General features: G+C 59.8%; 13 protein-coding genes and 4 tRNA genes. 7 read left to right on the top strand and 10 right to left on the bottom strand.

Annotated elements, in window-relative coordinates:
- Positions 1-62 precede the first annotated feature (62 nt).
- Both QM596_RS05805 and QM596_RS05810 read right to left on the bottom strand, forming a co-directional pair.
- Positions 63-1,151: an NAD(P)-dependent alcohol dehydrogenase gene (locus tag QM596_RS05805; protein WP_029536955.1), complete on the bottom strand. Its 1,089-nt coding sequence runs from the start codon at positions 1,149-1,151 to the stop codon at positions 63-65.
- 29 nt (positions 1,152-1,180) lie between these two features.
- Entirely contained in the window at positions 1,181-1,654 is a 474-nt protein-coding gene (locus QM596_RS05810; protein ID WP_019745072.1) for a DUF4334 domain-containing protein, read from the bottom strand.
- Between the two features lie 120 nt (positions 1,655-1,774).
- On the opposite strand from QM596_RS05810, the gene QM596_RS05815 reads away from it, so the two are divergent.
- Positions 1,775-2,317 carry a TetR/AcrR family transcriptional regulator gene (locus QM596_RS05815; RefSeq protein ID WP_029256113.1) on the top strand — a complete coding sequence of 181 codons (543 nt, stop codon included), beginning with the start codon at positions 1,775-1,777 and terminating at the stop codon, positions 2,315-2,317.
- A gap of 94 nt (positions 2,318-2,411) precedes the next feature.
- Here QM596_RS05815 and QM596_RS05820 read toward each other — a convergent pair whose 3' ends face one another.
- Together QM596_RS05820 and QM596_RS05825 are read right to left on the bottom strand one after the other, a co-directional pair.
- The gene (locus tag QM596_RS05820; RefSeq protein ID WP_019745070.1) at positions 2,412-3,605 is read right to left on the bottom strand and encodes a PrsW family intramembrane metalloprotease; all 1,194 of its coding nucleotides are present in this window, start codon (positions 3,603-3,605) and stop codon (positions 2,412-2,414) included.
- Positions 3,605-4,276, bottom strand: a complete 672-nt coding sequence (locus QM596_RS05825) for a hypothetical protein (protein WP_046379179.1) — start codon at positions 4,274-4,276, stop codon at positions 3,605-3,607. Before QM596_RS05825 ends, QM596_RS05820 begins: the two co-directional genes overlap by 1 nt.
- A 425-nt stretch (positions 4,277-4,701) precedes the next feature.
- On the opposite strand from QM596_RS05825, the gene QM596_RS05830 reads away from it, so the two are divergent.
- Entirely contained in the window at positions 4,702-4,968 is a 267-nt protein-coding gene (locus QM596_RS05830) for a hypothetical protein (protein WP_134771706.1), read from the top strand.
- 62 nt (positions 4,969-5,030) lie between these two features.
- On the top strand, positions 5,031-5,882 hold the full coding sequence (locus QM596_RS05835) for an alpha/beta fold hydrolase (RefSeq protein WP_134999847.1): 852 nt from the start codon (positions 5,031-5,033) through the stop codon (positions 5,880-5,882).
- A 302-nt stretch (positions 5,883-6,184) separates the two neighbouring features.
- On the opposite strand, the gene QM596_RS05840 is transcribed toward QM596_RS05835, so the two are convergent.
- From QM596_RS05840 to QM596_RS05865, 6 genes are all read right to left on the bottom strand, one after another.
- Positions 6,185-6,607, bottom strand: a complete 423-nt coding sequence (locus QM596_RS05840; RefSeq protein ID WP_283308355.1) for a hypothetical protein — start codon at positions 6,605-6,607, stop codon at positions 6,185-6,187.
- Complete coding sequence (locus tag QM596_RS05845) at positions 6,604-7,035, bottom strand: hypothetical protein (RefSeq protein ID WP_283308356.1); 432 nt, start codon at positions 7,033-7,035, stop codon at positions 6,604-6,606. Before QM596_RS05845 ends, QM596_RS05840 begins: the two co-directional genes overlap by 4 nt.
- 574 nt (positions 7,036-7,609) lie before the next feature.
- Positions 7,610-8,335, bottom strand: a complete 726-nt coding sequence (locus QM596_RS05850) for a hypothetical protein (protein ID WP_283308357.1) — start codon at positions 8,333-8,335, stop codon at positions 7,610-7,612.
- 107 nt (positions 8,336-8,442) lie between these two features.
- Positions 8,443-8,518: transfer RNA gene (locus QM596_RS05855), tRNA-Lys, on the bottom strand.
- A gap of 12 nt (positions 8,519-8,530) precedes the next feature.
- Positions 8,531-9,922, bottom strand: a complete 1,392-nt coding sequence (locus tag QM596_RS05860) for an MFS transporter (protein WP_283308359.1) — start codon at positions 9,920-9,922, stop codon at positions 8,531-8,533.
- Complete coding sequence (locus tag QM596_RS05865) at positions 9,919-10,410, bottom strand: MarR family winged helix-turn-helix transcriptional regulator (RefSeq protein ID WP_021345391.1); 492 nt, start codon at positions 10,408-10,410, stop codon at positions 9,919-9,921. Before QM596_RS05865 ends, QM596_RS05860 begins: the two co-directional genes overlap by 4 nt.
- A 405-nt stretch (positions 10,411-10,815) precedes the next feature.
- On the opposite strand from QM596_RS05865, the gene QM596_RS05870 reads away from it, so the two are divergent.
- The 4 genes from QM596_RS05870 to QM596_RS05885 all read left to right on the top strand — a co-directional run bounded on the left by QM596_RS05870 (position 10,816) and on the right by QM596_RS05885 (position 12,009).
- Complete coding sequence (locus QM596_RS05870; protein ID WP_019745065.1) at positions 10,816-11,469, top strand: TetR family transcriptional regulator; 654 nt, start codon at positions 10,816-10,818, stop codon at positions 11,467-11,469.
- A gap of 111 nt (positions 11,470-11,580) precedes the next feature.
- Positions 11,581-11,653, top strand: a tRNA-Glu gene (locus tag QM596_RS05875).
- A 135-nt stretch (positions 11,654-11,788) separates the two neighbouring features.
- Positions 11,789-11,862 (top strand) — tRNA-Asp (locus tag QM596_RS05880).
- A gap of 70 nt (positions 11,863-11,932) precedes the next feature.
- A tRNA-Phe gene (locus QM596_RS05885) sits at positions 11,933-12,009 on the top strand.
- Positions 12,010-12,063 lie beyond the last annotated feature (54 nt).

The raw sequence follows: 12,063 nt of genomic DNA on the forward strand, positions 1-12,063 counted from the left end.
CTAGTGCAGGAGCGCAGTCTAGGGCGAATTCCGTCGGGTCGACGAATGAGACATTTCGCCCCTCACCACACGAGAACGGGTTTGATGACGCGCCCCGACGCTTGATCTTCGACGGCTTTGTTGATGTCGGCGAATGCGTAGCGCGTCACCAAGCGGTCGATCGGAAATCGGCCACCAGTGAAGAGTTCGACGAGTTCGGGGATGAACGTCGAGACTTCCGACTCTCCTTCGATGCATCCTCGAATTGTCTTTCCGCTCAGCATGATGTCGGCCATGTTCACCTCGACCGTGGATGCTCCGAGTCCGACTACCGCCAGTGTTCCCCGTGCTCGAAGTGATGTGACGGCTTGATTGATCACGGAGCCGATTCCGGTGGTGTCGAGGGAATGTGTCGAACCTCCGTCGGTGGCGGCGCGTACTGCTTCAACCGCGTCCTCGGTGGTCGGATCGACAGTGACGGCGCCGAATTCCTCGGCGAGTTCGCGCCGCTGCGCAACGGGGTCCACGGCGACCAGGGTGGAAACGCCGGCAGCCCTCGCCGCCAGCAGCGCTGCGAGTCCGACGCTGCCTGCCCCGAAAACGGCAAACGTCGAGTCGGGCTCGGGGCGAAGTAGATTCAGCACGGCACCCGCGCCGGTTTGAAACCCGCAGCCGAGCGGAGCCGCGACGGTCAGGTCCACCGCAGGATCGACGACGACGGTGTTGTCGGCAGAGGCGATGACGTATTCCGCGAAGCTGGACTGGCCGAAGAATGCGGACCGTATCGGAGTTCCCTTTCGCCGGACCGGCGTCGAGCCGTCGGTGCGTGCGCCAGAGCTGTTGAGCCCGTGTGAGCTTTCGCAGTACGCCCGATGGCCGCTGAGGCATTGCCTGCATACACCGCAACTGCGGTAGCTCAGCAATACGTGATCACCAGCCGCGATGTTGTCGATCGACGAGCCAACGGCTTGCACGACGCCGGCGCCTTCGTGTCCGAACACGCAGGGCCCGAGCTTTTCCGGTAGCACCGTCTTCGTGAACAGATCCGTGTGGCACAGGCCTGTCGCGACGATGCGAACCAGGATCTCGTCTGCGCGGGGTTGGTCGATCTCGACGGTGTCGAGTGTGAAGGGGGAGTGCGGGCCGTGTGAGAGCGCCGCTGTCATCTGCATGGCGGACGTCGAATTCTGTTCGGCGCGAATCACGCTCGCTCGAGCAGGAAGTAGTAGTGCTGTCCGCCGTCGAGAACCAACGCCGATTTGCCGTTCATGATGCCCATGAGCGTCGAATCGTCGACTTTCTTGAAGTGGTCGAAGATCGGCGCGCCGTCGTAGACCATCGTCGCCGTGACTTCGCCACGAAACTCGATGTTCCACAGACTTGCCTCGCCATTGCCGCTCTTGACGTCGGAGTAGAGGTTGCCGTCTTCGTCTCGGCAGATCAACGGCTTGGCATCCTCGACGGAATTGAAAGTCTTGCCGTACCAGCGGCTCGCGAACAGTTTTTCGTGCAGACGATGACCGGTGGCGAAGTCGTCGCCCTTCCATTCGCCGAGGATTTCTTCGGCGGCAACGGTTTCCAGCGCGGCCCACACTTCGTCGAGTTCTGCTGGTGAAACACCACTTTCCGATCCACGGAGCCGGGTGAATGCGGTTCGAGCGTCATCGAGATTCATGTCTCTCCTTGCGTCGGCGGGTGAGTTGGCCGAAGTTCGCGAACCAAATTGTTCGTCAACTCTGCACGCTACGCCGAACCGGATGGTTCGGCAACGGTCGATTCGTTCTAGGCTGTGAACATGCGCTCAGCAGGGGAAGCCACGAGAGACCGCATTCTGGCGGCCGCAAAGGACGAATTTGCGACGTACGGCCTGGCCGGCGCGCGGATCAATCGGATCGCCGCGCAAGCGCGTGCCAGCAAGGACCGTCTCTACGCGTACTTCGCGAGCAAGGAAGAGTTGTTTTCTGCCGTCACTGAGCAATGGACGTCCGAAACCACAGCGGAGACAGCGCTACGAGGTGATGATCTGCCGGGGTATGCAGGTCGACTCTTCGACAACTACGTCGCGCATCCCGAGAACGCTCGATTGCAGCAATGGGCGGATCTCGAAGCACCGGACGTCATGAGCGAGGACGACATACGAAGCAAGACGTTCCGGCCGAAGGTAGCCGAGATTCGCAAAGGTCAACTCGAGGGACACATCGACCCCGAGTGGAATCCCGCGGAGTTGATTCTGTTGATCACCGACATCGCCCGGATGTTCGCGCTCAAGTCGTCCCGTCCCGTCGCTCAGCGTCGCGAGGCTGCGGTCGGGGCGGTTCAGCGGTTGATCGCGACGTGACGAACCGGATGTGCAACGTGATCAATGGCCAACGCCGCGTTCCCTTGTGCTCTCGCACGAGGGGACGCGGCGTTGAATTCCAGTTCGGAGCGGGTCAGAGCTTGACCGACGGCTGACCACTCCTGATACGACTTACCTCGGATCGAGCGAATTCGACTCGGCCGGTGTTGGTTCCGTGGGAGTCTGCCAGAGCGTCGGCGAGGTCTGCCGCGGCTTCGAGGACGTATTCGGCGCGTTTACGGGCCGCGTGTCCGCCTGCAGATTTGCGGAAAGCCCTGCGTGCCTTGTGGTCGCCGCACAGAGCGACGAATTCTTCGTCCGTGATGACACCACGGTCGACTTCCGGTGCCAGGATGTCGCTCAGGAACTGGCGTTCACGTGGAACCGTCATTCGAAACACGCGGACCACGAGGGTCAATGCAGCGGCGACCATGACAAAGAAGAGCGGAAAGAGGAGTGCATTCTTGCCTTGTGTCAAGGCACCGGCGGAATCCCACAGGCCGTGGAGCAGCATCGCGGTCGCCATCAGCGCGAGTCCGCGCCCCACACGACGCGGTTCCGCCGGCCGTCCCAGTAGATAGACGAGTCCGGCACCGAAGATCGCACTGTACAGAGTGTGTGCGGCCACTCCGAATACCATGCGGAGGATGATCGTCGGCATCGCAGCGCCGACCGGATCGGCTCCGAACTGCGACGCGGCCGAGTTCAAGGCGTACAGAACGTCTTCGAAGATCTGGAAGCCGAGTCCGATGAAGGCGCCGAGGATGAATCCGTCGAATGCGGTGCGCACCAATCGAGATGCCAGTGCGATGAGCAGGAGCAACCCGATGCCCTTGGCGATTTCTTCGGTGAACGGAGCTGTCAGGCCGGGGCCCCAGTCCGATGCCCACGCCTGTCCGAATGTCTTGGCGTACAAGGACAAGATGGCGTCGTTGGCGTTTGCGGCCATCACCCATGTAGCGGCGAAGCTGCCCCACAGGAACGCAACGACGATCAGTTTGACCGGTTGGCGCGCGTACCTGTCGATGTGCTGCGTGAACCACCAGAAGATGGCGCCGTACACACCGAACAGCACCAGCGAAAGCGCGATGGCTTCTCCGTAAGCGCCGGCGGACGACGACAGCAGCGAGAAGAATTTGAAGGCGCCGCTCACCACCAAAGCGAGGTAAACCCAGAAAGCGGCGTTGCGCGGCTGGTAGAACGTGAACGACCTACCCCAACCGGAGTTCTCGATCGCACCGGCGCGGGTGAGGAGATCGTTTGCGGGTTGTGTTGTGGGAGTGCTCATCAGGAACCCTCTCCGGCTCGGTGGCTGATGCTCACGATCATGTGAGCAATGTCGTCCGTGATGGTCGGAGCCACATCGCTCGGCCCGGTGGAGACAACTTCGATGCCTTTTCCGTCGACGACAAATGCTGCGATCACGCCGTCGGCAGTCGAGTTCGAGTAGCTGGTGATGACACCACGAATGCCGCTCGCCGTGGTGATCGAGGAAGAGTCGCCGCTGACGCGCAAAGACTCTGCTGTTGCCAGGGCGTCCGAGGTCTTCTTGATCTGTTCGAGTAAAGCGTTCGCGTCACCGGCGAAGGGTGCCGTGTAGACGGTGAACAGTGCACCGCTGTTCACCAGAGTTGCGCGCTGCGGGAACGAACCGGAGACGGGAGCATCAGTTTCGCGGACCCCGTCTGTGATTCCCCAGCCGACGGCGGGAACGAAGGTGATGCCGTCTTTGAGTTCCATGACATCCCCGGCCACGACTTCGTCGTCGTAGGCGACAGAGTTGTTGACGGCCGGGATGAGGATGCTCATGACTATCGCAACGGCCAGCACTATCGCTGCCGGGATGATGGTCGCTCGGTCCAGGCCGAACCATCTACGGTCGACGGGAACCCAGCGATCCTCGGGTTCGAATGGCGTCCGCGGCGGGTCGTCCCGCACTGTGGTTTCCGTTTCGGTCATGTTTGCCCGGGCTTTCGTGAGTGCTTGGTAAGGCGTTCGCGGGCCGCAGTATCCGATTTGTACTGCACGCCGTTTGTGCTGGGTCGACAGCGAATCTGAGGAGTGCGCCTCAGGGGGTAAAAGTACCAAACAGAACGATTCAGGCAGGACGTGAACCTGGACATCGCTTTGGGGGATTTTCGAAAGGCGCCGGCCCCGGCGTCTGCACGATGTTTACGTGATTCTCAGTATTGGTGCGTAGCTTGGTCGTTGGCTCGTTGACGCCCTCGGGATGTTGACGTGCCGCCCCAACTTTTGTTGTCGACTGTTCAGATACTGGTGAGCTAAAGGATCGCGGCCGGCCACCCGTACTGAATATCGTCGATACTCAGCGTGTTCCTTCGGCGCGCGCACCTGTTCAGTATCTGGAGTGGAACCGTGTCTCAGTGGCCGTGCCAATGAAGATCTCGAAGAAGGTAGCCCTGGTGCTGGTGGCTGCATTCGCGTTGACGTTGGGTTCGGGGGAAGTCGGAACCGCCCGCGCAGACACGTCTGTCCGGGTGAGTGTGGCCGGTCATGTTGTGAGCGCCGGACACTTCGAGCAAGTGCGGCGCCCCAACCGGTGTGTGAAGGCTGGGCCGGGGAAGTCGAAACCGAGCGAGCAGAAGTCCACGAATCGCAGTGGGCGTCGAGGTAGCGGGGGATGCTTCTGACGGTGGTTGCGAAGTTCCGCAATCAGCCGTCCTGAATCTGTAACACGTTCTAATCTTGCGTGATGGACGTGACCTATGAGGGGACCAAACGCGAAGTCGCTACCGACAAGGGGACTTTGCGCTTTCACGAGGCGGGCGATGGTCCGCCGTTGATCCTGTTGCACGGCTCAGGGATCGGTGTGAGTGGTTGGCGGAACTATCGGGGGAACCTCGAGGTATTCGCGAAGCATTTCCACTGCTACATCCTCGAGTTCCCGGGTTTCGGCGTGAGCGATCCCGTCGACGGCCATCCGGTGATCACGGCAGCGTCGTCGGTGATCCGATTCATGGACGCGCTGGGAATCGAATCGGCTGCGATGATCGGCAATTCGATGGGTGGGGTAGTCGGCGTCAACGTCGCGATGAGGTTCCCGGAGCGTGTCTGCAGGCTGGTCACCATCGGTGGCGTCGGCCCGAACATCTTCAGTCAGAATCCAAGTGAAGGTACCCGTCTCCTGCAGGACTTCGCCGACGCTCCCAGCCGTGAGAAGTTGGTTCGATGGCTCGAATGCATGGTGTACGACAAGACTGTCGTCACCGAGGCGCGGATCGAGGAACGATGGGAAACGGCCAACGATCCGGCCTCGCACCAGGCATTGACCGCGATGTACGGATCCAAAGCCTTTGCCGCTCAGCAGCAGATGATGTCCAACTCGGATGTGCCGCCGTACTGGTCGATGATGCACAAGGTGCAATGCCCGACCTTGCTGACATGGGGGCTCGACGACAGGCAGTGTCCACCGGACATGCCGATGATTCCGATGCGACTGATTCCGAACGCCGAACTGCATGTATTCCCGAACTGCGGGCACTGGGTGATGATCGAAGCCAAGGAGGCATTCGAGCGCGTGACCCTCGAGTTCCTGCTTCGATGACCTGCTGATGCATTGATGTGGCACGAATTGATGTGGCATGAACGCACAAGACCCGGCGCCTCTGAATGAGGCGCCGGGTCTGTGTTTGTGCCCCCAGAAGGACTCGAACCTACGACCTGCGGATTAAAAGTAGAACCCAGACGTGACACCTGGTGACACCCAATGACGAACGGACCTCGTTTCGGCAGGTGAACGCCGATCCGAGGTCCGCCTCATGATGCCTGGCTACGTGGTCACACGCGTCGTCTGTGACCACTCTGAAGCCACCGTGCGCGTATTCACTTGCGGGAATCCAAGTGAAATCAGCGGACCGCAAACACGCTCGCGGAGAAGGCGAAGACTATGCCGAGCAGGAGTGATGAGAGGCCGGCCCACACGAGCCACTTCTTCGGCTCCTTAGTCGCGTTGGCGTGCCCGATGATCTGGTCCAAGACCAGCCAGGCCCCCTCTGCCTGCGCGCCAGCATTGATTGCAGAGAGCGTGGTGGCTGCAACCTCGGGGTGAAGGTCACCGCTCTCAACTTTTTCTGCGACGAACGGTTCCATGTCCTCTGGGATATCGGTCTTAACCTTCGAGAGCACTGCTAGGTTCTTCTGCAATAGTCGATCGTTCTTGGTAGATCGCATGAGATCTCGGACGACAAGAACGACACCGACGAGTTGGAAAAGTGCAGCGAGGCCGTACTGCCAGAAAAGCCCGGCGTTCGAGCGGAGGAATTCGATCATGACGGGAAGTTCCATTCCCATCCTGCGTCGCTGGATCCCATGTAGGGCCGGTATTGAAGAACTCCGGTGGGTGACTTCGAGTCGAATACGATCGTGAACTTGTACTTGGATGCAGGGACGAGGTCTCGGGGCACATCCTGGGGTAGGCAATAGGTGCTCGCATCAGAGGTCGGGTTCGTCTGGGTATAGCCATCTGCATCGATGATCGTCCAGTCGTTCTGAGGCGCGAAGCTGGCGCGGAAGTCAGCCGAGTAGATGTCGGTGGTTTCGACTTCGAAGGATGCCGAGATCAGGTGACCGTTGACTGCAGGAATTGAAAATGACTGCGTGCACTGGGGATCTACGGTGATGTCAGTGACCTTCCAAATGACGGCCGGTTCGTTGGAGCTCACGTCACCAATGGCGGATTCAGCGCCAACTGCGGTCATGAAGTTCCCTCGTGGGGACATCTGAGAGGTTGTCGGCGACGAGCGGGTCGTGGTTGTTTCTGTGCTTGACGATTCCTGCCGTGCGGAGGTTGTGGTGTCTGCTGCACTGTTCGATTCGGCCTCGTTTGCGCAACCGGCGAGTATTAGGGGCGCCAAGGTGAGCGCAATGAGTGTCCGTTTCATGTCTGATACATATCAGACTGGTCGGACTGGATTGGACTGCGCTCGGATTCGAGGAACTCGTGGACATCGTAGACGAGCCATCGACGATCGCAGGAACCGTCGCGGGGTCCGGGCTTGTGGGTCTTGAGCCGGGCTCAGCCCCAACTGTCGAACATCGTCTGGCTATTTGGTCGGAGGTCTGTCGGCTAACCAACCAACTTCTAAGGGCCGCATTTTTTGCTGGTGAAGGCACCATCGGATTCCTCGACAGTTACCGTGATTGATTGAGAAATGCTCACCATGTTGTTGTCGATGATGTTTCCTTGTGCATCAGCGCGTTCCCCGTAGCAATAAGATACTGCCCGGTGCTGTAGGTGCCGGGTGTTACGAGCGTAAGGACTACCCCCGTTTTCTATTGGGTCGGTTCTGGCGGTGAGTTGAGTCGTGCGTCCTCGCTCATCCAAGTCCTGTGTGTCACGTTGGTGGTCGGTTCCGAAATTCCGAGATCCCGGCGTATAGCTGACGCGAAGAGTCCTTCAGAAGCCGTGACCCCCTCACAGTGGGTACTGATCCCATTCAAGGAACTCTGTAGGAGCGCAGCAGGATCGGTGCTTCCATCCTCAGCAGTCCACCCCGAGTACTGGTTGGCGATCATTGATTCAAGTGCGTGAATTGCACTCAAGACAAATCGGTGGCTGCCCATAAGGCCGAGGGTCGCATCGTTTGCTCCGGGTCCGGCCGAGAACGTCAATGTGGAACACGCGTTGCGTAGCTTCTCGGATTGCTTCTGGTAGTCGAAACGGTCTGGAGATTTAGGAAGCTCTTCTTTGCGCCGCATGGCGCGGCGGTATGTCAGTACCAATTCGTCTGCGACGGAGCGGGCATCCTGTGAGCATTCGAGAATCGAAGCGGCAGCCTTCGCGACGGCATCCATTCTCCAGCGCTCGTGTTCGCGCTTGTCGGCCCGCTCGATTGCTACCCGATTTGTCCGGTTGGCTTTGATTCCGATAGTCAGCGCTACAAGGGCCACTGCGAGTGAACCGAGAAAAGGAATCCACAGTGACCACCAGGAGGATGAGTTGACTATCCGCACAGGGAAGTAATCCACGACGATGACCTTGCCATGGGTCACTGACATGCTCGGCCAACCCCGCTCGTCACGCTAATCTCATGCTCTTTTCCGACTAGCAAAACGAAGAAAAGTCCGAGGTGAGCGGTGGTAACCGTCTCGACCTCGGACTCCTTTGGTGCCCCCAGTAGGACTCGAACCTACGACCTGCGGATTAAAAGTCCGTAGCTCTACCAACTGAGCTATAGGGGCGCGGCGCAGAGTCTAACGGGACCGCAGAGTCCGTGAAAACACCACCCCCACCAGAAGGGCGATTCCGATGACGGCGATGGTCCCGCCCGTGCGATGCAGACCCGGGTCGTCGATGGTTCCGCGCATGGTCAGCTCGATGACGACGGCCGCAAGGTTGGCGCCGATGTACTGGATTGTTCGGTACAGGCCGATCGCGGTCCCGACGTCGGCGGAGGTGGTCACCGAGTTGATCAGGTTCTGGTTTCCCATGTTGTTGAAGCCGTTGGGGATGCCCAGGATCGCCGCTATCAGCAGGAGTGCCACAAGGGGAGTCGAACTGGATTCGACAAAGGCGATCAGAATCCCGCCGACAGCCAACGCGGCGGTGCCGATCAGGAGGGTGATTCGTGCGCCGAATTTCCCGTACACCCTGGACGCGGACATGGTCGCGAAGATCCCGACCGCAGCGACGGGCAGCATGAAGAGCCCGGCGCTGATCGGTGACATTCCGCGGGCTACCTGTAGCCACTGGGGGAGTCCGAAGAAGATGCAGTAGAACGCTGTGTAAGTCAGCAGGGTCCGGCCGAGAGTCATGCTCAGTGCGCGGTTTCGGGCGACGGCACGGACGTCGATGAACGCCGAGGTGGTTCGACGTTCCCACCAGACGAACAGGAACGCGAAGAGGGCCGTCGACGGGACGAGATACCACTTCGCGTGCTCGGCGAGAGACAGGAGGAAGAGCATCGTCGACGTCGTCAGGGCCAGAAACAGCGTGATACCGAGTGGGTCGAGTGACTTGAACAACGCAGTGGCGCCGGCCCGGTCGGGCAGGGCGGAGGCGCTCGGAGCGGCGAAGAAGACCCATATGGCAGTGACGACGACAAGCGGGAGGTTCACCCACATGATCGACTGCCAACCGAGTGTGCCGACCAGCAACCCGCCGAGAGTAGGCCCCAGCGCGACGACCGATTGAGCGCAAATGGTGAGTGTTGCTATAGCTGAACGGGTTTGAGCCCGGTGACGGTCAGCGTATTCGCGGATGACGGTCATCGCATTCGGATACTGTGTCGCCGTGCCGATTCCGAGCAGAATTCGCGCCGCGATAAGCCAACCCAGCGACGGGGCGAGCGAGCCGAGGATCGATCCGGCAGCGATCAGACCCAATCCCGCCAGATAGACGCGTTTGGCGCCGAGGATCGATCCGAGTCGCCCCGCCGCCGGTGCCGTGACTGCAGTCGCGATGTAGAGAGCCGAGATGACCCACGCTGTGCCCGAACTGGAACCGAAGTATGTGGCGATCGGGACGATTGCCACCGCAATCATCGACGAGTTCAGTGCCTGAAGAACGGTTCCCGAACCGAGAGCAAGACTCAGTTTCAGGGGAACGGAGGCTTGGGGTGTCGACGTTTCGACGACGGCGGTCACGGGTTCATCAGTGACTCCTCTGATATCGATGTCGATGCTGGGGACGCGCCCTGGCCTAGTCTGCGCAGGATTCGGCCGGCGATCAGAAGCAAGTCACGCTCGGCTTCGGTGCACTCGGCGTCGATGACCTCGGCCAGCCACTGCGTGCGTTTGGTTCGGTCTTCGTGAAGGGTCGACGTGCCTAGTTCGGTCATCGTGACCAAGGCCGCGCGGCCGTCCGATGGATCCGCCCTTCGCGTCACCATGCCCTGTTCCTCGAGCGCGGCCACGGTCTTTGCGATGGATTGCGGTGTGACGCGCTCGAATTTTGCCAGCTCTTTTGCGGTCAACGGACCTTGTCGGTCGAGGTGGCCGAGAGCTTGGATCTGGCTCGGCGTGAGTTTGTGGTCGTGGCGTTTGGTGCGGAGACGCCGGACGAAGGCACCCAGATCGTCCCAAAGTACGTCGATCTCGTCCCGAGTCTTGCTGCGACCCTCGCCATCGTTCATTTAGACAGTCTAACTGTGTTATTTCGATGCTGCCAGCACGGTTTCGACAAAAACTGGGGAATAAACAATCGCATTAGTTGTTTAAAACCTTGGGATTGCCGTTCATCCGTCGGCGAAGCAGTTCCGTCTGCGAGGTCGGATTATCGGAATCTCGGACACGAAAAAGCTCGGATGCGCACCCCCTGCAGCGCACCCGAGCGGCCAAAACCATACCACTTGGTGTCTTTTGGGCATAAAGTCGGTTGTTGTCCCCCGAACAGCCGATTGCCTCTAGTACTTTTGGCGGGTATCGCTCTAGTCCTTACGTAGGGTGTGTTGGAGGGGATATTGTGAGGTTTCGGGGGATGACAGGCGCCGATCACGGCGATTCTGCGTACCAACTCTGCGAGAGGCACAACACCGTAAATGGCACGTCAACAAGAGCGTGCGCGGCGTACCCGCGCCGCCCTGGTCGAAGCGGCTGCAGTCGAATTCGCCAAGCGCGGCTATGCAGCTGCGTCGGTGAACACGATCCTCGAGGGCTCCCGCGCCACCAAAGGCGCCATGTATTTCCATTTCCAGTCCAAGGAAGAGTTGGCGCGAGCGGTTCTGACCTCGGCTATCGAAACCTTCACTGGAATCACTGATCGTTGGGCCAAGAGAACAGACCTCGATCCATTCGTCGCTTTGCACGGGCTTGTGCTCGACATTGCCGAGGTCTTCCGTACCGAGGTAATCGTGCAGGCGGAATTCCGGCTGATCATCGAGCCGGAGTTCTACAAGGATGTGCAATCGGGTGGCGGGCAGGTCTGGGGAAAGACCGCCTACGAGTTGGCATTGCGCGCCAAGGACGACGGTTTGCTCCGCGAAGACGTGGACCCGGAGAAATTCACGCGCGTACTGGCAGCGAGCCTTGCCGGCCAGCGGTACATGGCGGACCTGATTGCCTCGAGTGGCGATCTGGGTGTGTGGTTCGAGGAGTCCCTCGAAGTGGTGCTCGAAGCCATGGCCACACCGGAGTGGTTGGAGAAGTTTCATCGCGACGGCTGGCCACAAGTGGAGTTCCCCGACGCGGAATAGTCCACTTTTCGCCCATGACCAGGCGATTTGTGATTTCCGAACGCTGTGCCATAAGCTATCCAAGCTCCCAACGGAACGCCGTTGGGGTACTAGTTCGGAGAGATCCGGCGGGCCCCCTTCGTCTAGCGGCCTAGGACGCCGCCCTTTCAAGGCGGTAGCGCGGGTTCGAATCCCGTAGGGGGTACGTTTTGCGAAAGCGAAACGATGCAGTATGGTTTGACCCGCACGACACGCTTTGAGATGCACAAATGCCAGGCCAGGACAGTGGTTTGGGAGCGGCTCGAAGATGTAGTACGGTTTCACAGCAAGGAAAAAGCAAGGCCCTGTGGCGCAGTTGGTTAGCGCGCCGCCCTGTCACGGCGGAGGTCGCGGGTTCGAGTCCCGTCAGGGTCGCAAAGCTTTGTTCTCAATCAATTGGTTGAGAACAAAGCAATGCGATAGGCATTCGGTTCGGGTGCCGTCCGGCCAGGTAGCTCAGTTGGTACGAGCGTCCGCCTGAAAAGCGGAAGGTCGCCGGTTCGATCCCGGCCCTGGCCACCATAATTCTTATCGACAAGCTCCAATCTCATGTTCTTCGAACATAAGGTTGGAGCT

The organism is Rhodococcus sp. IEGM 1406, from assembly GCF_030056745.1.
Lineage (GTDB): Bacteria > Actinomycetota > Actinomycetes > Mycobacteriales > Mycobacteriaceae > Rhodococcus_F > Rhodococcus_F erythropolis.

What these genes read in the sequence shown, in the direction of transcription:
- QM596_RS05805 (WP_029536955.1), bottom strand. Translation starts at nt 1,151, where the DNA reads ATGCAGATGACAGCGGCGCTCTCACACGGCCCGCACTCCCCCTTCACA.
- QM596_RS05810 (WP_019745072.1), bottom strand. Translation starts at nt 1,654, where the DNA reads ATGAATCTCGATGACGCTCGAACCGCATTCACCCGGCTCCGTGGATCG.
- QM596_RS05815 (WP_029256113.1), top strand. Translation starts at nt 1,775, where the DNA reads ATGCGCTCAGCAGGGGAAGCCACGAGAGACCGCATTCTGGCGGCCGCA.
- QM596_RS05820 (WP_019745070.1), bottom strand. Translation starts at nt 3,605, where the DNA reads ATGAGCACTCCCACAACACAACCCGCAAACGATCTCCTCACCCGCGCC.
- QM596_RS05825 (WP_046379179.1), bottom strand. Translation starts at nt 4,276, where the DNA reads ATGACCGAAACGGAAACCACAGTGCGGGACGACCCGCCGCGGACGCCA.
- QM596_RS05835 (WP_134999847.1), top strand. Translation starts at nt 5,031, where the DNA reads ATGGACGTGACCTATGAGGGGACCAAACGCGAAGTCGCTACCGACAAG.
- QM596_RS05840 (WP_283308355.1), bottom strand. Translation starts at nt 6,607, where the DNA reads ATGATCGAATTCCTCCGCTCGAACGCCGGGCTTTTCTGGCAGTACGGC.
- QM596_RS05845 (WP_283308356.1), bottom strand. Translation starts at nt 7,035, where the DNA reads ATGACCGCAGTTGGCGCTGAATCCGCCATTGGTGACGTGAGCTCCAAC.
- QM596_RS05850 (WP_283308357.1), bottom strand. Translation starts at nt 8,335, where the DNA reads ATGTCAGTGACCCATGGCAAGGTCATCGTCGTGGATTACTTCCCTGTG.
- QM596_RS05865 (WP_021345391.1), bottom strand. Translation starts at nt 10,410, where the DNA reads ATGAACGATGGCGAGGGTCGCAGCAAGACTCGGGACGAGATCGACGTA.
- QM596_RS05870 (WP_019745065.1), top strand. Translation starts at nt 10,816, where the DNA reads ATGGCACGTCAACAAGAGCGTGCGCGGCGTACCCGCGCCGCCCTGGTC.